We start from the raw sequence: 20469 nt of genomic DNA on the forward strand, positions 1-20469 counted from the left end.
ACGCGGTCCCGTTGCGCTACACCTTCGCCGTTACGCGGCATGTTTTCCTGGCGCGCGAGGGCCTTCCTGTAGCGCGACGAGCTGCTGACACCGCTCGCCGCCGTCGCCGCCCGACCGGGCCGGAGCGATCCGCTCGGTGCCGTTGCGCACATCCGTGCATCCCGTGCCCGGGAACGTTCCGCGTGGCTAGGCTGGCGGTACGCCGACCACCACCTGGCGTGAACCCTGGCCGGGCCGCCGGCCGCTGCCTTCCGGCAGATCTTCGACCGACGACGACAGGGAGACACAGGTGGACACCCACACCGGCACCCTCTTTCAGCACCCCGACCGCAACCTCGCCATGGAACTCGTGCGGGCGACCGAGGCGGCGGCCATCCGCGCCGTGCCGTTCATCGGACGCGGCGACAAGAACGCCGCCGACAAGGCGGCGGTGGATGCGATGCGCAAGTTCCTGGGTACCGTCGACTTCGACGGTGTCGTGGTGATCGGCGAGGGTGAGAAGGACCACGCGCCGATGCTCTACAACGGCGAGATCGTCGGCACGGGACGCGGCCCGGCGTGCGACATCGCCGTCGACCCGATCGACGGCACCTCGCTCACCGCGGCTGGCCGCCCGAACGCGTTGTCGATGCTCGCCGTCGCCGACCGCGGCAGCATGCTCGACGCGTCGACCGTGTTTTACATGGAGAAGATCGTCACCGGGCCCGAGGGCATCGGGGTCGTCGACCTGCGGCAGTCGGTGGGCGAGAACATCCGTGCCCTGGCGAAGGCGAAGGGCAAGGACGTCGGCGAGATCCGCGTCGCGGTGCTCGACCGTCCGCGGCACGCGCAGCTCATCGAGGAGATCCGCGAGGCCGGCGCCGGCACACGTCTGCTGCTCGACGGCGACGTCGCCGGCGGCATCAACGCGGCCCGGTACGAGAGCCGCATCGACATGTGCATCGGAATCGGGGGCAGTCCCGAGGGTGTCGCGACCGCGTGCGCGATCAAGGCGCTCGGCGGTCTCATCCAGGGCCGGCTCGCCCCGAAGACGGCTGAGGAGCGCGAGCGCGGAGCGGCCGCAGGACTCAAGTTCGACTACGTGTACGGCGCCGATGAGCTGGTGCGCAGCGACAACACGTTCTTCGTCGCCACCGGAGTGACCGACGGCGAGCTCGTCGAGGGTGTGCGTCGCAAGGGGCCGATCATCCGCACCGAGAGCATCGTGCTGCGGTCCCATTCGGGCACGGTCCGCCGCGTCGTCGCGGACCACCTCGCCGAGAAGTGGCTCGATGAGGGCCCGGCGCTGCGCGCCACCCTCTGACTACGGCGAAGGGCCGCGCGAGTGATCGCGCGGCCCTTCTCGTACGTCGTGTCGCCGGTCAGGCGGTGCGGCGGGTCTCCTCGTCGCCGAGCACGGGTGTGACCTGCGCGGGGTCGATCTCCGGGCGGCCGATGCCGGTCTCCTCGAGGGCGGCGAACTCCAGCTCGACGGCCGCGGCGACGGCGCGCTTCGGCGCGCGCTCGGTCGTGCCGGTGAGCTCGTACGCGGTCAACTCGCGGGGCGTCTCCTCGACGCCTTCCATCGCGCCGATGACCTTCGACTCGTCGAGCACGTTGAGCTTGCGGGCCGACGGCAGCACCTGGCGCTCGAGCGATCCGACGAACTTGTTGTAGTCGTTGACGGTCGCCTTCACCGAGCGGCCGAGCTTCTCGACGTGCTGCGCCATGGTGGCGAGGCGTCCGTAGAGCTCGCGGCTGAGGTCGAACAGCGTCTTCGCCTCTTCGGTCACGGTGGCCTGCTGCCAGCTCACGGCGACCGTCTTCAGCACGGAGAAGAGGGTCACGGGCGAGGCGAGCGCGACGCGCTTCGAGAACGCGAACTCCATGATCGTCGGGTCCACCTCGAGTGCGGACGAGAGCAGCGACTCGCTCGGGATGAACGCGATCACCATCTCGGGGCTCGCGTCGAGTCCCTCCCAGTACGCCTTGCTGCCGAGGGTCGTGATGTGGTCGCGCACCGCCTTCACGTGCGCTCGCATGAGGGTCTCGCGGCGCGCGAGTTCCGCATCCGGCGCCGTCGCGGCGATCGAGTTGGCCTCGATGTAGGAGTTGAACGGCACCTTCGCGTCGACGGCGATGCTCTTGCCGCCGGGGAGGTTGACGACCATGTCGGGGCGGCCGTGGCCGCGGTCGGAGACGATGCTCGACTGCACGTCGAAGTTGACCCGCTGCAGGAGTCCGGCGGCCTCGACGACGCTGCGCAGCTGCGTCTCGCCCCACACCCCGCGGGTGGAGTTGTTCTTGAGGGCGGCGGCGAGCGACTCGGCGGTGGCGCGCAGACGCTCCTCCGACTCGGTGGCGCTGCGCAGCTGCTGCGCGAGCTCGCCGTGCTGCAGGTTGCGCTGCGTCTCGAGCTCGGTGACCTTCTGCTGCATCGTGCGGAGCGTCTCCTGCACGGGCGTGAGCGCCTGCAGCACCTTGCTCTCACGGCGCTCCGCCTCGACGCGCGCCTCCGCCTCGAGGCGGTGCCGCTCGACGAGTTCGGCGTTGCGCTGCTGCTGCGTCGCGACCTGCTCGCGCAGGCTCTCCGCGGTCGCGGTGATCGACGCGAGCTCGCGCTCGAGTTCCGCACGCCGCATCGACTCGGCCGCCTGCAGTTCGGCGCGCACCTCCGCCTCGGCGGCGCGCAGCTCGACGAGCTCCCGGGCGTGCTGCTCCTCGACGAGCCGGTGGTCGGCGAGATCCGTCACGGGCTCGACCCGGCGCGACCGTGCGACGAGCAGACCGATCACCGCGCCGAGGGCGACACCGATGAGGAGTCCGAGCAGAAGAGGGAGAACCGCGTCCATGTCTTCAGTGTCGCAGCGGGTTCCGACATCGCCGGCCGCGACCCGCCCGTGCCGCCCTCAGACGAAGGTGGGAACCGCCGCTCCGAGCGGCGTCGCAACGGTTCCGATGGTGCCGAGCTTCAGGCGGGCGAGGTCGACGAGTCCGGTCACGTCGGGCGCGTCGTGGCGCCGAGCGGCGTGGACCGCGATCGCGGCGCAGGCGCGGGCATCCTCGAGGGCGTCGTGGTGGGAGAAGTCCTCGAAGCCGGCGGCCATCGCCACGACGGGCAGGCGGTAGGAGTCGAGGTGGTAGGTCTTACGGGCGAGCTGCAGCGTGCACAGGTAGTTGTAGCCCGGCGTCGGCAGCAGGTGCGCGTCGCACGCCGCCCGGATGACGCCCATGTCGAACCCGGCATTGTGCGCCACGAGGTGGTCGTTCTCGGCGAACGAGACGAGATCGTCGAGTTGCTCCGCCCAGGTGGCGGCGTCGATCACGTCGTCTTCGGTGATGCCGTGGATGCGGGTGTTCCACATCGAGAACCCGCCGAAGGTGGGGCGGATGAGCCACTGCGCCTCGTCGACGACACGCCCGTCGCGCACCTTCACCATGCCGACGGAACAGGCGCTCGCGGGGGAGTTGTTGGCGGTTTCGAAGTCGATCGCGGTGAAGTCGAGGGGCACGAGCGAAGGCTCGCACGGCCCTCCGACGTGGCGACGGATGCCGCGCCGCTCACCTCGGAACGGCGGCCGCGCGCTCCTCGTGGCCGTTCAGCGCGCCGAGCGTGCCCATTCGCGACAGAATCCGCCGGAATCCGGGACGAAAGTGTCGCGAACGGGCACACTCGGCGGAGGCGGGCCGTCAGAACCCGAGGTACGACTCCTGGGGCGAGTGAATGGCGGTGACCGGCCCGCCGTCGGGCGTGCCGAGCAGGCCGATCATCTTGGTCGTCTTGCTCTCGGAACCGACCCGCTCGGGGAACTCGGGATCGGTCAGGTACATCACGCCGCCCTCGAACCAGTCACGGCGGACCGCTTCGGCGAAGCCGGGCATCGTGGTCAGGTCGGAGCCGACGTGCTGCCCGGTGCGCGTGACGACGTCGAGCTCTTCGACGGTCGGTGCGTCCACGCGGATCCAGGCGGGAAGGAAGTAGTCGGTGCGCGGGAAGTCGAGGCGCGCGATGCCGAGAGTCAGTCCCTCCCAGGCGTAGGTGTCGAAGTCGGCGATGTGCGTGCCGTCGCCCTTCTCCTCTCCTGTGACCGGGTCCGCCTCGAACGCGACGTCCACTGCTTCGAGCAGCGCGTCCGGTTCGGCGTCCCATCGCACCTCGGTGAGTACCTCATCCGTGGCACTGTGCACGGCGAATCCGGCCGGCCCGATGACGATCGCGGCGGGCGCGTCGGGGTCTTCGGTGGGCGTCGGGGTAGGGGATGGGGACGACGCCGAGGGGGACGCGACAGGCTCCGCGGGGGCGGCGGTCGCGCATCCGGCGAGAGTGAGCGCGGCCACCGCGACGAGCAGCAGGCGGCGGAGGGTCGAGTTGTCGTGCACGTGGGTTCCTTGCGGTGTGATCGAGTGGAGGGAGGAGTCAGACGCCGTAGTCGGCGCTGGGAGCGTTCAACTCGACGACGAGTCCGCGGTCGTTCTCGACACGCACGCCGACGAAGTTGTGCGTGCTGGGCGACTCGATCTCAATCTGATCGACGGCGAAATAGGTGTACGACAGTCCCTCGTGCTCGTAAGGGTTCGCGATCGGCGGGTTGAGCGCCTGCACTGCCGAGGTGGGGGAGCCGATCGTGAGCCCGTCACCGGTGCGGATCGCCACGTCGCCGACGCTCGACACGGAGCTGATCACCGAGATGTTGCTCCACAGCGGCGGTTCGGCTTCGAAGTCCTGCACGCGGAAGACAAAGCCGTCCCACTTGTAGTCAGTGCCGGGTGCCGCCTCGATGTGTCCCGGATACGGCACCTCCTCGGGCTCGGTGCCGAACGCGTCCGTGAGCGCGGCGATGGACTCCTCGGCGAGGTCGAACCAGCCGAGCGCGTCGAGCTCGGTACCGTCGTCGAGCAGGCGGAGGCCGGCCGACGTGATGACGATCTCGTCGACTTCCGGCTCGGGCGCGGCCGTCGGGGTGGACGAGGGCGACGCGGAGTCGGACGGCGTGGGGTCCGCTGCGGGAGCCGTCGTCGTGCATCCGGCCAGTGCAAGCACGGCCGCTGCGGCAAGGAGAAGCTTCTTCACGAGCACACTGTGACGCACCCAGGGGTCGGGTGAGTCATCCTGCAGAACGAACTACCACCGCCGTATCCGAACCGTTATCGGCGGGGCGCACGGCAGCGCGTCGGTACGATTGACCCCCGTGGCTCTCACTATCGGAATCGTCGGTCTTCCCAACGTCGGCAAGTCGACGCTCTTCAACGCCCTGACCAAGAATCAGGTGCTCGCCGCGAACTACCCGTTCGCGACGATCGAGCCCAACGTCGGGGTCGTGAACCTGCCCGACCCGCGGCTGAACGTGCTGGCCGAGATCTTCTCCTCGGAGCGCATCCTGCCCGCGACGGTGTCGTTCGTCGACATCGCCGGCATCGTGCGCGGCGCGAGCGAGGGGGAGGGGCTCGGCAACCAGTTCCTTGCCAACATCCGTGAGGCGGATGCGATCGCGCAGGTCGTGCGCGGATTCGAGGACTCGGATGTGGTGCATGTCGACGGCGCGGTGAACCCGGCGAGCGACATGGAGACGATCAACACCGAGCTCGTGCTCGCCGACCTGCAGACCCTCGAGCGCGCGATCCCGCGTTACGAGAAGGAGGTGCGCGGCAAGAAGATCGACACGGCCGTGCTCGACGCCGCTCTCGCCGCGAAGGAGGCGCTCGACACGGGCGCGCCGCTCTCGGCGACGAAGGTCGACATCTCTCCGATCAAGGAACTCGGGCTGCTCACCGCAAAGCCCTTCATCTACGTCTTCAACGTCGACGAGGCGGTGCTGACGGATGCCGGACGCAAGGCCGAACTCGCCGCCCTCGTCGCCCCGGCTCAAGCCGTGTTCCTCGACGCGAAGATCGAGTCGGAGCTCATCGACCTCGACCCCGACGACGCCGCCGAACTGCTCGCCTCGACCGGTCAGGACGAGAGCGGCCTCAACCAGCTCGCCCGCATCGGCTTCGAGACCCTCGGACTGCAGACCTACCTCACGGCCGGCCCGAAAGAGGCCCGCGCCTGGACCATCGGCAAGGGCTGGAAGGCCCCGCAGGCCGCCGGCGTCATCCACACCGACTTCGAGAAGGGCTTCATCAAGGCCGAGATCGTGTCGTTCGACGACCTCGTCGCCACCGGATCGATCGCCGAGGCCCGCGCGAAGGGCAAGGCGCGCATCGAGGGCAAGGACTACGTGATGCAGGACGGCGACGTCGTGGAGTTCCGCTTCAACGTGTGACAGGGCTGCGCGCCTAGTCGGTCCCGCCGCGGTCGGGGAAGAGTCCCGCACACGAGACCCCGCGTCGTCGCCAGGGCGCTGGTAGCGTCAGGGTCAGGGTGAGACACCCGGGCCCGCGATGCGCGTCTGGGTAGCAGTCGAACGACCGAGGAGGGGTCGGCGCCCATAGGCGCCGGCCCCTCCTCTCATGCCTCACTCAGGAGGTGTGGCTCCTCCTGCGGCGCTGGCTCACGACCAGCGTTATTCCTCCAGCCGCGAGGAGACCCGCCGCGACGCCGGCCTGCAGTGTCGCGTCGGCGGGGCCGGTCGCCGCGAGAGTCGGGCTAGGCGCCGCCGCCGGCGACTCAGGCGTGCCGCCAGCAGATGGCACCGTGTGGTCGAGCTCCGGGGTGGACGCCGGCGGCACGCGGTGCAGGGTGGCCTGCTCGTAGTCGTAAGACATCGCCAGAAGGCTCGCGTCCTGGCTGCGCGGAGCCGCAAGCTCAAGGCCCACCGCGGCGCCGGTCGAGGTGAAGCCCGCCGGCAACGAGACTGTCGGCACGCCCGTGTTCGCTCCCACGTCGCAGAAGGTCGTGCCCGCCCAGTCCGGCGTCGCCGAAGTCGCGCTCGTCGGCATCGCGATCGCGTCCAGGTCGTGGTCGAGGAAGTACTGGTACATGGCGGCGCGGCCGGCCTGCTGTGCGAGCCCCGCGTCGATCCACGCCTGGTTCGGGATCGGCTCGGCGCTCATGAAGTAGTCGATGTCGCCCTGCGTGAGCGAGGATCGGCCGTCCTCGATCAGGTCGGTGAAGGTGAGCGCACCAGCGGGTGCCGTCAGTTCGGCGAGGCCCTCGGGCCACTCTGCCTCCGTGTTCGCGAAGAAGGTGTCGATGTCGTGACGCATGTCGATCCATCCGCCGCTCGCGAGCGTCCCGCTGACGAACTCGCGAGTGAAGGTGTCGGTGATGTCGACGATTTCGGCGCCCTGCGCCGCCAGGTCGGCTACGGCCTGGTCGACGAGGGCCGTTGTCTCGGCGAGACCCGGCCGGGCCGGGTCCTCCTCGAACGTCCAGTGGAAGTAGCCGATCCGCTTGCCGACGAGAGCGGTCTCGCTGAGGCCCTCCAGGTAGATGTCGGAGTCCTGCTCATCGGCGATCACGGTCTGCGGGTCGGCGGGGTCGTAGCCCGCGAGGACCTCCATCAGGATCGCGGCGTCGGTGACGGTCTTCGTCATCGGCCCGGACACGTCCTGACGCAGCGAGAGCGGCACGATGCCGGCCACACTCGTGAGGCCCATCGTCGGTCGGTAACCGACGAGGCTCTGGTGGGCGCTCGGACCCACAATCGAGCCGCACGAGTCCGTGCCAAGGCCCGCAGGACCGAAGCTCGCCGCGACCGCGGCGGCCGTGCCGCCGCTCGAACCACTCGCGCTGTTGGCCTGGTTGTACGGATTCGCCGTGCGTCCACGCTCGGAGCTCGCCGTGTAGGTGCCGTGCCAGGCGAGCTCCGCCATGTTCGTCTTGGCGAGGATGATCGCGCCCGCCGCTCTCAGGCGCTCGACCGCCGTGGAGTCGACCTTCGTCTGGTAGCTGCGCAACGCGATGCTGCCCGCGGTCGTCGGCATGTCGAAGGTTGCGTAGTTGTCCTTCACCACAATGGGGACGCCATGCAGTGGCCCGCGCAGGCTGCCCGCCGCACGTTCCGCGTCGAGCTCCGCCGCGGTCGCGAGCGCGTCCGGGTTGGCGAGGATGATCGCGGCTAGTCCTGGCTGGTCACCGTAGGGGTCGTCGTAGGCGGCGATCCGGTCGAGGTACTCCTGCGTGAGAGCTACCGAGGTCGTCTGCCCCGACTGGAGCAAGGCGAGGACATCGGCGATGCCGAGATCGACGACCGCCGGTGCAGACATGGACGCGGCATGAGCGGGAGCACCGATCGAGCCAGCGACGGCGAGACCGGCGCAGACCGCCGAAACAGCGGACACGCGGGAGAGTTTCGAGAAGGCAGAAACGGGCATTCGGGAAGGGCTCTTTCCGTAGGGGAGGGGAGAATCCCTTGATGCTGGCCGCAGCTTGTTTCGCTTGCATTTCGCGCGGGGAACATTCTGCGTCCACGGGTTCGGGACATTTGCACGAACAGGGTGGAGTACCCCTGCTGGAAGCGCGGCCGCACCGGAGCAGAGGGGTATTCGTGAGAAACCGCGGGGACGTCGTCAGCCACCGCGTAGGCACCAGCGAGCCAACCGAGATGTCGCTTCGCGACGGAATGTGGTGGAGTTCCGAGTCAACGTCTAGTACGGCACATCGGCACACACAGCGTGGAACGCGCGCCTACCGGCCAAGTCGCGCCGTAGCGCCTAAGAACGCGTGCTTGCGCTCGACGCAAATCCCGCAACGCGCTACGGCTCCACGGGGCGATCGGCAAGAGCTCCGCAAATGTAAGTTGTGCCCAACGGCCGGAAATTGCGATAGCCGTGGTGCGAGACTCCTATGCTCGCCTTCATCGCAAGGAAGTCGAGGAATCGTTGCCTGGGTAGCCTGCTCGCATCTGGGCGAGGAGAGCATCCAAGGTGATGGTTCCGCCACCGCCACCTTGCTTCAGAGTTTGGACTGCATTCCACCAGCGGGTTGCACCAGGGCCCTCCATGCGGAGCCGCGCGGGGTCCCCCCGGATCGCTTCCAGAGAGCATCTTGGTTGGGGCCCTCTGGGTAAAGAAGTCATGCTCTGATGCTTGTGCGACCGCACCGACGAGCATTGCCCGGAGAACCTCCGCTGGCGGCTCGGGAAACACGTTTCGATACGTGGACCACTCGTCGAGCAGCGCAGCATCCGCCGCCCGCATCGGATACGCAATCGCCGAGGTAGATTCGTCTACCCCCGCAGCTAGAGCTTGAGGAATCAGGGCTCGAAGGTCCGAGGCGAACCGCCTGGTCAGCGTCTTCGTCGCTGACCGGAGCATGTAACTCGGTCTTCACCCTCACCGATCTGCGTCAAGAGCCGGCACGGAGAAGGTCTCCGATCAAATCCATCAGGTTCTCCCTATGCCATTTGATGGCCAGCGGCCCATCTGACCGCATCAACGGGAGTCGACCTGAACGGGCATTGAACGAAATCGGCTCAGGTTCGGACTTGATGATCCTGCGTCCCAAGGCGCCGCGTCGATATCTAAGGGGCCACGCTTCTCCGGGCGCGTCCAACGCCGTACTATCTTGCGGTTTGCGTACTGCAGGTATGAGTGCGCGACGCAAGTGGTGATAGGAGCGTGATGAAAGCACAGGAGCCGCGGTATCGGCAGCTGACCGCCCAGCTGCGCACCGCCGTAGCGTCCCTGCCGGTAGGGGCTCCGCTGCCAAGCGAGCGCGCGCTCTCGGAGGAACACGGTGTTGCGCGCATGACGGCGCGGAAGGCGCTCGAGGCGCTCGAGAACGAGGGGCTCGTCGTTCGCGAGGTCGGGCGCGGCACCTTCGTCTCGCGGCCCGGCGTAAGCCTGCCTCTGCGGCTCACGAGCTTCAGTGAAGACGTGCGCGTGCGCGGCATGGTCCCGACGAGCTCGGTGCTCCGATTCGAGCGGCGTGCGGCCACCGCCACCCAGACCGAGAAGCTGAGAACGCAGGAGGTTGTGGAACTCCACCGCGTGCGACTCGCCGACAAGCAGCCGCTCGCGATCGAACGCAGCACGCTCGTCGGAGAACTGGTGCCCGGCATCGAGCGGTTCGACCTCGCGCAGGAGTCGCTCTACGCGGTGCTCGAGCGGGAGTACGGGCTCTGGTTCGATGGGGGAGAGCAGACCATCCGTGCTGCCCTCGCCGACGAGGAGGTGGCGCCGCTTCTCGGGATCGCGAACGGCAGCCCTGTACTCGAACTCGAACGCACCTCCTCGGCCGGCGGGCGCGTCGTCGAGCACACCATCTCGACCTACGCGGGGGAGCGGTTCGAGCTCTCCGCGCACATCGAGCCGGTCAGATCTCGGGGATCTGCGGGCTGAACCGCTGCTCCAGCTTCGCGTTCGCGTCGTCGTTGCCCGCCATGTTGGCGCTGCGCCAGCGCGGCGTCTCCGGGTTGAGTTCGTGCACCTCTCGCAGCACGGCCGTCCACAGCGCCACGTTCGCGAGGCTCGACGTCGGCGCCGTGACAGGCGCGGAAGGCGGCCACGAGACATCGCCGGGCGCGACGCCGGTGTCGAGCACGATGTCCGCAATCTCGAACAGCCGCTGACCCGCCCGCAGCGGCGCCGCGGCGCTCGCCTCGCGCGAGGTCATCGCGACGACGGTCGCCCCCGCATTCCGGGCGACCTGGGCCACCTCCACGGGGTAGGGGTTGATGCCCGAGGTCGAGAAGACGATGACCGTGTCGACCGGTTGGATGTCCGCCGCCTCTGCGACCTCCCGCCCGAGTCCCGGCTCGCGCTCCGCCGCGGTCGCGGTGCGCGCACCGTAGAGGGGGAGCACCCGCGGATGCCAAAGCGGACGCACGTGCGCGAGACCGCCGGCGCGGAAGAACGTTTCCAGCACCGCGGCCAGAGAGTGCCCCGCGCCGGCGGCACGCACGAGGCCGCCGTTGCGGCCCGACGCGACGATCGCCTCCGCGACCGCGCGCACTCCGTCGGCGTTGCGCTCGCAGACGTCGGTGACGAGGTCCGCCAGGTCGCGCGTCACAGCCATCCCTTCTCCCGGAGTCCGGCCTCGATGCGTGTCTGCACGTGCTCGACGTTCACGAACTCGGTTACCGACACCATCACCGGTGCGAGCGTGCCCAACTCGTTGAGGTAGCTGCTCTGAGCGACGACGAGATCCGGCGTGCGACCGCGCGCCGAACTCACGTCGGCGTGCTCGATCTCGATCGGGATGCCGAGGTTGCCGAACGCCTTCTGCGCCGTCATCTTCAGCATCAAACTCGTGCCCATCCCCGCGCCGCACACCGCGAGCACGCTGAGCGTCTCCGGGCGCTCGGAGGTGGCGCGTTCCGTCGCCACCGCGCTCGGAGCGGTGCCGAGACCGGACGGAGCGGCGGCGAGTGCGGCGCCCTCGGGAGCGGGCACGGCGGGCGCAGCATCCGGAGCAGCGTCCGCCGGCAGTTCGCGCGGCATGCGACGCCCGAGGGCGACGAGCACGATCACCGTGACCGCGAGTACCGCGAGGGCGATGACCCACAGCGTCCACTCGCCGAGCGGGGCGAGCAGGTGGCCCGCGCCGAGCACGAGCCAGCCGACCGCGTACCAGTCCGCGTCGGCGAGCGTCGCGATCTCCGGAGCGGTGCCGCTGTACAGACCCCATCCGATCCACTGTCCGACCGCCAGCACGACCGCGTTGAGCACGCCGCCGAACACCGCGCCGCGCCATCCGGCGACCGCGTTGCCGAACACGCCGCCCGCACCGCCGCCGAAGAACAGCATGATCATCGGCGGGATGAGCACGAAGATGCCGGATGTCGCGAAGCCGATCATGAAGAGGATGAACACCACGGTGGAGCTGACGAAGCCGAGCATCACCGCGGTGGGGGCGCGCGTGAACGTCACCGGAAGGTCGAGCGCGGGCTTCGCGCCGGGCAGCAGACGGTCGGAGAGGCCCTTGAAGGCCGGAACGATCTCGGCGAGGAACATCCGCACGCCGAAGAGGATGATGGCGATGCCGCCGGCGAAGCGCAGCGCCTGCAGCAGCGCCCACACCCACGGCGCGACCGCGGCGTCACCGATCTGCTCGGCCACCACATCCGGAGCCGCGAACAGTACGGCGATCAGCATGATGATGCCGGTGACGAACGCGGTCGACACGGTGATGTCCTTGAAGAACGACAGCGCGCGCGGCAGCTTGAGGTGCTCGGCGTCGTGCCGCACGGGGTCTCCGAGGCGCAGCGCGCGGGCGGCGTAGCCGGAGGCGATCGCGATCGTCGAGTCGGTGTGTGCGAGGCCCACCTCGTCGTTGCCCATCACCTTGCGCATGAGCGGCGCGGTCCACAGTGGCTGCAGCACCCAGTAGCAGCCGATGAGGATGGAGCCGACTCCGGCGAGCAGCCAGCGGTCCACGTCTCCGTACGCCTCGACGAGGCTCGCGGCGAGCACGACGCTCATCCAGTACATGAGGTGACCGGTGAGGTACACGTAGCGGGCGGCGCGGAAGATGCGCACGAGCACGAGGTGCACCACGAAGCCGCCGGCAATGATGAGCGGCACGACCGATCCGGATCCGGCCGAGAACTCGGCGAGCGTCGAATCCGCGGTGGGCGGTTCGAGGCCGAGTGCGCTCGACACGATCGCCTGGAACGCGACGAGCCCGCCGATGAAGATGTCGACGCCGATCGTGAGCACGATCACGCCGACGGTGGCGCGGATCGTGCCCGCGACCACGTCCTCCGCGGGTTTGCGCTGCAGGACGAGGCCCAGAAGCGCGATCAGACCGATCAGTAGCGATACCTGGCTGAACAGGTTGTCGGTGATGGCGCGGACGATCTGCTCGATGGCATCCATGGGGCCCCCTCGCTCGGATCGGCCGGCGTGTCGGCCGTTGCGCAATGGTATAGCCCAATTCGGGTCGGGGGAAGGTGCGTGCCGGTTGCTCATACCGGGGTGGCTGCGTACAATAACTTGTACCTAAGGATGTGATTATGCGCACCATCTCGTACTCCGAATCGCGAGCGAAATACGCAGCGACTCTCGACGCGGTGCTCGATGACCGCGAAGAGGTCGTCGTCACACGCGCGGGCAAGGACCCGGTCGTCATCGTCGCGCTTGACGACTACGAGTCCCTCAAGGAGACGGCGTACCTGCTCCGCAATCCTGCCAACGCGCGCCGGCTGCTCGCATCGATCGATCGACTGGAACACGGCGCAGGAACCGAGCGTGAGCTCGACGAGTGAGGCTCGTGTGGGATGAGAGCGCCTGGGAGGACTATCTGTACTGGCAGACTCAAGACCGTAAGGTGCTCAAACGGATCAACACACTGCTTCGCGACATCCAGCGCAACGGGAACGACGGCATCGGAAAGCCGGAGGCGCTCAAGCACGGATTCCAGGGGTACTGGTCACGTCGCATCACTGACGAGCATCGGCTCGTCTACAAGGTGACCGGCGATGCGGTGCTCATCGCCCAGTGCCGCTTCCATTACGAATGAGGCCGCGGTGCTCGCTCAGGTCTCTGCGTTCCGCGGTCCGGTCGACCTCCTCCCGCGAGCCGACGGCGAAAGCGAGGTGCTGCCACCCGACCTGCCCGTGCACGTGCGGACCCGTGCCGGGCGCCCGCGCGGGCATCAGAGTGAGCTAAGTCTCGTCGTCCCTCTGCCACGACACCGACCCCTCGGCATCGTGGCGTTCAATGCCGAGCGCGTGCAGCACCGGGTGGAACTGCGCGATACCGCGGGCGAGGTCGTCGACGCTGACTCCGAGGTGGTCGAACACGGGCATGCGATCGAGTCCCGCGCTCGCGGTCGCCGGCATCCAGCGCTCGGGCGTGCGTCAGGCGGCGTAGCCCGCCGCGCCGCCGGCGCCGATTGCGGCCATCCAGAGCGCGGTGGTGAGCACGATGATGCCGAGCGTGACGTAGCCGAGCACCAGCCCGCTGAGTGACTGACCGCGTCCGATGCCGCCCAGTCCGGCGGCGCGGCTCAGGCCGATGTGCCCGAACACGGCCGCGAGTACGGCGGGGGCGAACGCGAGGAAGGCCGACACGAGGCCGAGCACCGGCACGGGAGTCCAGATGCCGATGACGATCGCCACGATGCCGAGGATCATCGCAGCGATCCCCATCCCGTTCGACGGCGCCTTGACGGCCTGGTGGTAGACGATCTGGCTGTGCGGCGGCTGGTAGGTCACTCCCGGCAGCGTAGGGAAGTCCGCGGGAAACGAGCCACCCCCAGTTCTGGCGGGCGCGTCAGCTCATCACCGACCCGCTCGTGAGGTTGAAGATCGCGCCGGTCATCGCGCCGGCGCGATCCGACGCGGCGAACGCCGCCGCATCCGCCACCTGCCGCAGCGTCGGCATGCGGTCGAGCGCCGTGCCGGCGGTCATGTAGTGGAACGTCTCGTTGTCCTCGAGTTCCCCGGGGTCGCCCCACGACTCCGGCAGGGCGTCCGGTCGCAGGCACACCACGCGTACGCCGTGCGGACCCACCTCCCCGGCGAGGCTGCGGGTGAACTCCTCGATCGCCGCGCACGCCGTGCCGAACCCGCCGGTCGCGTGGTAGCGGCGGTCCCGGCCCGACAGGGCGGATGCGGAGGTCGAGAGGGTGAGGATGGCGCCCGAACCCTGGGCGGTCATCCGCCGCGCCGCCGCGGTGCCGATCGCGAAGTTGGTGCGCAGAGCGGTGACCGTGGGCAGCACGTAGTCCTCCACGTCCATCTCGCGCAACGGGGTGCCCTGGAGCTCGCCGTGCAGGCTCGTCGCGTTGACGGTCACGTCGACGCGTCCGATCGACTCGAGGTGCGCATCCACCTCATCGGGCTTCGAGGCGTCGAGGGTCGCGACCTCGGCGCGGTGCCCGGCGGCGCGGATGTCGTCGGCGACGCGATCGAGGGAGTCGCGAGTGCGCCCCACGAGGTGCACCACCGCACTCTCCTCGGCGAAGACCCGCGCGATGGTGGATCCCACCGACCCTGCGGCGCCGTACACGACCGCCACCTTCTCGTTCAACAACATCGTCGACCTCCCTGAGCGCCAGTCTGCCGGTGCACGGCCGGAACGACTAGACCGCCGCCAGCAGCTCGCGTTCCTCATCGTCGGTCAGTCCGGCGCGGCGCGGCCACGCGCCGGCGTCGCTCGACTCCCACGCGAGCGTGTCGGCGAGGGTCTCCACCAACGGTCGCGGGCGCAGGCCGGCGGAACGGGAGCGGGTGACGTCGCGTGCGCTGTGCCCGCTGTACTCCGGCTCGGGCAACCAGATCGGCAGCGAGCGCGGGCCCATCCACGCCTCGACGCCGTGCTCGGCGAGCCACGTCGGCGCCACGGCGACGACCTCGCCGTCGTGGCCCGCGACCTCGCGGGCGAGGCGGAGGTGCTCGGCGAAGGGCGTCGCGTCGCCGTACGCGTTCATCGTGCCGGCGATGCGCCTCTCGGCGGCATCGACGAGCCACGACGCGAGGTCGCGCACGTCGATCACCTGCGTGCTGAGTCGCGGCGCATCGGGCACGAGCACCCGCCCCTCGGCATTCGAGGGACGAGCGAAGCGCCGCGGCCAGTAGCCGGTGCGGCCGGAGCCGTCGCCCGGACCGCCGATCAACCCCGCCCGCGCGATGAGCGCACCCCCGTCGCCGCGAGCGGCGAGCACCGTGTTCTCGCACGCGACCTTCGCCGGTCCGTACTGCGACATGTCGTGCATCGTGTCGCCCGCAAGCGGCTCGAGCCGCTCCGCCGTCTCGTCGTCGCCGGGGCGGTCGTCGCGCGCGTACACCGAGCCGGTCGACACGAACACCCAGTGCTCGGTGCGGTCGCTCAGCGCCGCGAGGGCGCCGCGCACGTGCCCGGGTTGGCGCGAGACGTCGATCACCGCATCCCACCGCTCGCCGGCGACGCCCTCGTACGCGGCGGGATCGTCCCGGTCGGCCGTGACGAACCGCACTCCGTTCGGCGCCATGCCCGACGAGCCTCGCGCGAGCGCCGTGACGTCGTGCCCGCGCGCGATCGCATCACGGGCGATGTGCGAGCCGAGCCAGGCGGTGCCGCCGAGGAGGAGGATGCGCATGCCGTCATCCCAGCGCACGCCGGGGCGCAGCGCGAGCGGTTCTGCTGACGGCAGAGCCGACCTCAGCCCTTGACCGCGCCCTCCTGCACTCCCTTGAAGAAGAAGCGCTGCGTGATCGAGAACATCACCACGAGGGGGACGAGCGCGATCATCGTGCCCGCCGCGATGAGGCGCGGGTCGGCCTGGAAGTTGCCGTTCAGGTACGCCATACCCACCGTGAGCGTGTACTTCGCCGGGTCGCTCAGCACGACGAGCGGCCACAGGTAGTCGTCCCACGCGCCGATGAAGGCGAAGATCGCGACGACGCTCACCATGCCGCGCACGTTCGGCCACACGATGTGGCGGATGCGCTGCCAGGTCGTCGCGCCGTCGACGGTCGCGGCATCCAGCATCTCGCTCGGGATCGCCCGGCACGCCGTCGCGACGAGCAGCACGTTCATCGCGTTGATCGCGCCGGGCAGGAACACGCCCCACAGGCTGTCGGCGAGACCGAGGTTGCGGATGGTGAGGAACTGGCTCGTCAGCGTCACCTCGCCGGGCAGCAGCAGGGTGGAGAGCAGGATGCCCAGCACGATGCGCTTGCCCCGGAACCGCATGCACCCGATCGCGTAGCCGGCGAACGTCGCGAGCACCGTGTTGCTCAGCACCGTGCCGAGCGCGACGAGGAGCGAGTGGAACGCGTACAGGTAGACGGGGATGAAATCGGTCACCCGCACGTAGTTCTGCAGCGTCGGGTCGGTCGGCACGACGTTCGGCGGGAACGTGTAGATGTCGTCGCCCGGACCCTTGAAGGAGGTCGACAGCTGCCACACGAGCGGACCCACCACGAGCACGGTCACGAAGAGCAGCAGCGCGTACCGGCCGACGAGCCCGCCGAGGGTGGGGCGGGCGAAGTCACCCGATCCGCGCCGGCGGTACGGCCGCTGGCGTCGAGGAGCGCGTTCCCGCGGCGGGGTCGGCGTGGTCCCGGCATCCGGCCCGCTCACCCGCTTCGCGTCGTCGATCGCGGTCATGAGACGGTCCTCCGCTCGCGGTTCATCCAGGCGATCGCGATGAGGGGCAGCACGGTGAGCAGGAACAGGGCGACGCTCAACGCGGAGGCGTACCCCACGTCGCCGTTGAGACCCTGCCCGACCTGGCGGATGAGCATCACGATGGAGAGGTCCTGCCCGCCCGGGCCGCCGGTTCCGTTCGAGAGCACGTGCAGCTCGGTGAACACGCGCATCGCGGCGACGGCGACGAGGGCGGAGATGAGCAGCATCGCGCCGCGCACCCCGGGGATTGTCACCGAGAGGAAGCGGCGGAACGCGCCCGCGCCGTCGAGCATCGCCGCCTCGTGCAGCTCCCGGCCCACGTTCCCGAGCGCCGCGAGATACACGACCATGTAGTAGCCGAGACCCTTCCACACCGTGAGCAGGATCGCGCAGGCGAGCAGCCACCACCGGTCGACGAGGAACGCAACCGGCTTGTCGAGCAGACCGAACGCCTGCAGCGTCTGGTTGATCACGCCGCGGCTGTCGAACATCCACGTCCAGATGAGCGCGACGACCACGACCGACGCGATCACCGGAAAGTAGAAGGTCGTGCGGAACGCCGCGATGCCCGGGATCGTCTTCTCGACGAGCAACGCGAGCAGCAGCGGCAGGATCGTGAGCAGCGGAACGCACACGATCATGTAGATCACGCTCGTCGTGAGGGCGTAGCCGAACTGCTCGTCCTGCAGCATCCGCCCGTAGTTCTCGAGCCCCACGAACCCGCCGGTGCGCAGCGGTCGCGAGTCGGTGAAGCTCAGGATGACCGTGTTGAGGAACGGCCAGAGGCCGAACACCAGCACCCAGACCACGGCGGGCGCCACGAGAAGCCAGGGGGTGTACCACTTGTGCGATCTCACGGGTGCCCTTCCGTCGGTCCGGGTGCTGGTGTGCGGATGCTCAGTACTCGACGAGGTTGTCGTTCGCGTACTCCACGACCTTGTCGAGGGCCTCCTTCGACCCCACCTCGCCCTTGAGGGCGAGCGCGAGCTGCTGGTCCATGTACGTCTTCATGGCGCTCGTCCACTGGAAGGGGATGAGGATGCGCGCGGTCTTCATCGACTCGGAGACGATCTCCATCGCCTCCTTCTGCAGCGGGTCGGTGACCGACTCGCTGAGGCTGCCGACATCCGCACTGCCGTCGACGGTGCCGGGCACGAAGCCGAGGGCGAGCTGCGCGAACGCGACCTGGTTCTCGGTGTTGGTCAGGTACTCCGCGAAGGCGAGCGCGGCGGCCTTGTTCTTCGAGTCGTTCGAGACGGAGACGCCCTGCACGAACAGCGGCGCATCGCCGATGCGCGGGGTCGCGATGACGCTCTCCCGGATGCTCGGGGCATCGCGCTGCAGGTCGCCGGCGAACCCGGAACCGGCGGTCGTGTACGCCACCTTGCCCTGCTTGAACATGTCGGCGTTGCCGCCGTAGTCGCCGGTCAGCGCCTCCGCGGGGAGAGCGCCCGCCTGGTACGCGCTCGCGAACTGGTCGACGATCGCCGCGGCCTCGTCGGTGTTGAACACGAATTCGCCGTCGTCGTTCATGACCTCGATACCGCTCGAGGCGAAGAGGTCGATCGTGGGCATGGACGACAGCAGCGGCATCTGCCCGCCGGACGCCTCGCCCACCTGCTCGGCGAGGGAGAGGAGTTCCTCGTTGGTCGTCGGAAGCGCGGAGGTGTCCGCGCCGTACTGCTGCAGCGCCGCACCGTTCCACCAGCCGAGGTCGGTGCCCAGGTACCACGGCAGACCGTAGGTGCCATCGATGCCGGGGTAGGTGTATGCCTCCCACGCGCCGGGCACGTACTGGTCTTCGAGCGACGAGTCCGCTGCTGCGAGGTCGACGAGCTTGCCGGCCGCCACGAGCGGGTAGGCGATGTCGGGCGGCAGGTTCACCACGTCGGGGAGACTGTTCGAGTTCGCCTGGCTCAACACCTTGTCCTGGTAGCCGTCGCCGGGCTGGTCGAGCCACTCGACGGTGACGTCGGGGTGCTCCTCCTCGAAGGCGGCGATGAGGTCTTCGAAGTAGGGGCTGAACTTCTCGTTCTTGAGCGACCAGCTCTGGAACTTGATCGTTCCGCTCAGCTCGCCGCTCGTGTCGATGGGGCCGTCGCTTCCGGCGGCGGGTCCGGCGCCGGTGCAGCCGGTGAGGGCGAGGGCGCCGACGGCGAGTACCGCGGTCGCCGTCGCGAGACGTGTCGTGAGTTTCATAGAGCTTCTTCCTTGAACCAATGTCGAAACGTGCGCGACCGCGGTGCGGCCCGACTGGCGGGTCCTTACTACAGCGCTTTAGTGGAATGAAAGCATCCGGCCGCCGCGGTTGTCAATCACGCCGACCCGGGCCGGGTGGAGCCGTGCGCGGACCGGGCCGGGGGAGCTCAGCGGGGCGCTGCGGTGGACTCGCGGTGCACGATCGCCGCGTGCACGGGCGGATGCTCGACCGGTTCGTGCGCGAGCAGCTGGAGCATCTCCGCGGCCGCGATCTTGCCGAGCGTCACGGCGTCGCGGTTGAGCGCCGTGAGCGTGGGGTGCAGGACCTGACACGTCGTGGAGTCTTCCCACGACACCACCGACACGTCGGCCGGCACGGCGACGCCGAGGCCGGAGAGCGTGCTGATCCCGGCGATCGCCATGACGTCGCTGTCGTAGACGAGGGCGGTCGGCGGTTGCGGCGAGGCGAGCAGGCGTCGGGTCGCGTCCTTCGCGAGCGACGGATCGAAGTTGCCCGCGATCGTCTGGCCCCACACGCCGTTGTCGATGCAGAACGCCGAGAACGCGTCCATACGCTGCTGGGTGTGCCAGAAGCTCTGGTCGCCGCTCACGTAGGCGATGCGCGTGTGCCCCAGATCGAACAGGTGCTGCATGATGAGCCGCATCGACCCGGCGTTGTCCACGTGCACGCTGCGCAGCGTGTCGCTCTCGGTCTCCCCGCCGACCACGATCGTCGGATGCCCGAGCGCGGCGAGCACCTTGAGGCGCGGATCCTCGGCGCGCGGGTCGAGCACGAGCACGCCGTCGACGCGTCCATCGGCGATCCAGTTCTCGTGGATGGCGATCTCGGCCGCGATGTCGGCGGCCATCTGCAGCTGAAGGGAGTAGCCGCGCTCGCTGAGCACCGATTGCACCCCGGCGATGAACTTGGCGAAGAAGATCTCCTCGCCGATCACCTCCTCGGGCCGGGAGAGCACGAGCCCGATCGTCTCCGCGTTCTTGCCCATGAGGGTCTGGGCGGCGTGACTGGGCCGCCAGTGCAGTTCCTTGGCGACCTCGAGGATGCGCGCGCGCGTCGCATCCGAGACCCCGCGTTTGCCGTTGACGGCGATCGACACGGCGCCGCTGGTGACTCCCGCGCGTTCGGCGATGTCCGCGATGGTGACGCGCTTGCGCCGCCGCGGATCCGCGACGGCCCCGTGGTCGCCCGTCATGACGCCTCCCGCTCAAGTGCTTCAGGGATCACTCTAGTGTTGCGACGTTCCGCGCCGATGTGGTTGGTTTGCTCAAGCGCTAAAGTTCCGTGCGATGGGGGCGCCGAGGTCGTCGCACGTCACGTCCGACGGGGAG

General features: G+C 69.0%; 21 protein-coding genes. 5 read left to right on the plus strand and 16 right to left on the minus strand.

Annotated features, from left to right (window positions below; genetic code table 11):
• Positions 1-340: 340 nt before the first annotated feature.
• Positions 341-1303: a class II fructose-bisphosphatase gene (gene glpX, locus CLV46_RS05335; protein ID WP_100365907.1), complete on the plus strand. Its 963-nt coding sequence runs from the start codon at positions 341-343 to the stop codon at positions 1301-1303.
• 58 nt (positions 1304-1361) lie between these two features.
• Here the strand turns inward: glpX and CLV46_RS05340 are convergent, their stop codons facing one another.
• The 4 genes from CLV46_RS05340 to CLV46_RS05355 all read right to left on the minus strand — a co-directional run bounded on the left by CLV46_RS05340 (position 1362) and on the right by CLV46_RS05355 (position 5050).
• Positions 1362-2831, minus strand: coding sequence for a DNA recombination protein RmuC (locus tag CLV46_RS05340; protein WP_100363819.1), 1470 nt, complete (start codon positions 2829-2831; stop codon positions 1362-1364).
• A 57-nt stretch (positions 2832-2888) separates the two neighbouring features.
• Complete coding sequence (locus tag CLV46_RS05345) at positions 2889-3491, minus strand: 3'-5' exonuclease (RefSeq protein ID WP_100363820.1); 603 nt, start codon at positions 3489-3491, stop codon at positions 2889-2891.
• 178 nt (positions 3492-3669) lie between these two features.
• Positions 3670-4359: a hypothetical protein gene (locus tag CLV46_RS05350; protein WP_100363821.1), complete on the minus strand. Its 690-nt coding sequence runs from the start codon at positions 4357-4359 to the stop codon at positions 3670-3672.
• Positions 4360-4396: 37 nt separating this feature from the next.
• Positions 4397-5050, minus strand: a complete 654-nt coding sequence (locus tag CLV46_RS05355; protein ID WP_157802237.1) for a hypothetical protein — start codon at positions 5048-5050, stop codon at positions 4397-4399.
• A gap of 118 nt (positions 5051-5168) precedes the next feature.
• Between CLV46_RS05355 and ychF the strand changes: the two genes are divergently transcribed.
• Complete coding sequence (ychF, locus tag CLV46_RS05360; protein WP_100363823.1) at positions 5169-6242, plus strand: redox-regulated ATPase YchF; 1074 nt, start codon at positions 5169-5171, stop codon at positions 6240-6242.
• Between the two features lie 196 nt (positions 6243-6438).
• On the opposite strand, the gene CLV46_RS05365 is transcribed toward ychF, so the two are convergent.
• Together CLV46_RS05365 and CLV46_RS17130 are read right to left on the minus strand one after the other, a co-directional pair.
• Positions 6439-8127 carry an amidase gene (locus CLV46_RS05365; protein WP_245866542.1) on the minus strand — a complete coding sequence of 563 codons (1689 nt, stop codon included), beginning with the start codon at positions 8125-8127 and terminating at the stop codon, positions 6439-6441.
• Between the two features lie 489 nt (positions 8128-8616).
• On the minus strand, positions 8617-9177 hold the full coding sequence (locus tag CLV46_RS17130) for a GTPase-associated system all-helical protein GASH (protein WP_425430402.1): 561 nt from the start codon (positions 9175-9177) through the stop codon (positions 8617-8619).
• Positions 9178-9483: 306 nt separating this feature from the next.
• On the opposite strand from CLV46_RS17130, the gene CLV46_RS05370 reads away from it, so the two are divergent.
• Positions 9484-10203 (plus strand): GntR family transcriptional regulator, encoded by a 720-nt coding sequence (locus CLV46_RS05370; protein ID WP_100363825.1) that lies wholly within the window; start codon positions 9484-9486, stop codon positions 10201-10203.
• On the opposite strand, the gene CLV46_RS05375 is transcribed toward CLV46_RS05370, so the two are convergent.
• Positions 10178-10879, minus strand: a complete 702-nt coding sequence (locus CLV46_RS05375; protein ID WP_100363826.1) for a sugar isomerase domain-containing protein — start codon at positions 10877-10879, stop codon at positions 10178-10180. The two genes, CLV46_RS05370 and CLV46_RS05375, sit on opposite strands and share 26 nt — an antisense overlap.
• Entirely contained in the window at positions 10870-12681 is a 1812-nt protein-coding gene (locus tag CLV46_RS05380; RefSeq protein WP_100363827.1) for a PTS ascorbate transporter subunit IIC, read from the minus strand. Before CLV46_RS05380 ends, CLV46_RS05375 begins: the two co-directional genes overlap by 10 nt.
• Positions 12682-12818: 137 nt before the next feature.
• On the opposite strand from CLV46_RS05380, the gene CLV46_RS05385 reads away from it, so the two are divergent.
• Together CLV46_RS05385 and CLV46_RS05390 are read left to right on the plus strand one after the other, a co-directional pair.
• Complete coding sequence (locus tag CLV46_RS05385) at positions 12819-13070, plus strand: type II toxin-antitoxin system Phd/YefM family antitoxin (RefSeq protein WP_100363828.1); 252 nt, start codon at positions 12819-12821, stop codon at positions 13068-13070.
• Complete coding sequence (locus tag CLV46_RS05390; RefSeq protein WP_100363829.1) at positions 13067-13324, plus strand: Txe/YoeB family addiction module toxin; 258 nt, start codon at positions 13067-13069, stop codon at positions 13322-13324. Before CLV46_RS05385 ends, CLV46_RS05390 begins: the two co-directional genes overlap by 4 nt.
• Positions 13325-13469: 145 nt before the next feature.
• Here the strand turns inward: CLV46_RS05390 and CLV46_RS16635 are convergent, their stop codons facing one another.
• The 8 genes from CLV46_RS16635 to CLV46_RS05425 form a co-directional block, all read right to left on the minus strand.
• Positions 13470-13646 (minus strand): hypothetical protein, encoded by a 177-nt coding sequence (locus CLV46_RS16635; RefSeq protein ID WP_157802238.1) that lies wholly within the window; start codon positions 13644-13646, stop codon positions 13470-13472.
• Between the two features lie 18 nt (positions 13647-13664).
• The gene (locus CLV46_RS05395; protein WP_100363830.1) at positions 13665-14021 is read right to left on the minus strand and encodes a DUF4190 domain-containing protein; all 357 of its coding nucleotides are present in this window, start codon (positions 14019-14021) and stop codon (positions 13665-13667) included.
• Positions 14022-14079: 58 nt separating this feature from the next.
• Positions 14080-14844: an SDR family NAD(P)-dependent oxidoreductase gene (locus tag CLV46_RS05400; protein ID WP_100363831.1), complete on the minus strand. Its 765-nt coding sequence runs from the start codon at positions 14842-14844 to the stop codon at positions 14080-14082.
• Between the two features lie 46 nt (positions 14845-14890).
• Positions 14891-15886 (minus strand): NAD-dependent epimerase/dehydratase family protein, encoded by a 996-nt coding sequence (locus CLV46_RS05405; protein ID WP_100363832.1) that lies wholly within the window; start codon positions 15884-15886, stop codon positions 14891-14893.
• A 62-nt stretch (positions 15887-15948) separates the two neighbouring features.
• Positions 15949-16899 (minus strand): carbohydrate ABC transporter permease, encoded by a 951-nt coding sequence (locus CLV46_RS05410; protein WP_100363833.1) that lies wholly within the window; start codon positions 16897-16899, stop codon positions 15949-15951.
• Positions 16896-17777, minus strand: a complete 882-nt coding sequence (locus CLV46_RS05415) for a carbohydrate ABC transporter permease (RefSeq protein WP_100363834.1) — start codon at positions 17775-17777, stop codon at positions 16896-16898. Before CLV46_RS05415 ends, CLV46_RS05410 begins: the two co-directional genes overlap by 4 nt.
• Before the next feature lie 40 nt (positions 17778-17817).
• Positions 17818-19119, minus strand: a complete 1302-nt coding sequence (locus CLV46_RS05420; protein ID WP_100363835.1) for an ABC transporter substrate-binding protein — start codon at positions 19117-19119, stop codon at positions 17818-17820.
• Positions 19120-19286: 167 nt separating this feature from the next.
• Positions 19287-20333, minus strand: a complete 1047-nt coding sequence (locus tag CLV46_RS05425; protein ID WP_100363836.1) for a LacI family DNA-binding transcriptional regulator — start codon at positions 20331-20333, stop codon at positions 19287-19289.
• Positions 20334-20469: the final 136 nt, after the last annotated feature.

Origin of the sequence: Diaminobutyricimonas aerilata (assembly GCF_002797715.1) — a bacterium.
Taxonomy (GTDB): Bacteria; Actinomycetota; Actinomycetes; order Actinomycetales; family Microbacteriaceae; genus Diaminobutyricimonas; species Diaminobutyricimonas aerilata.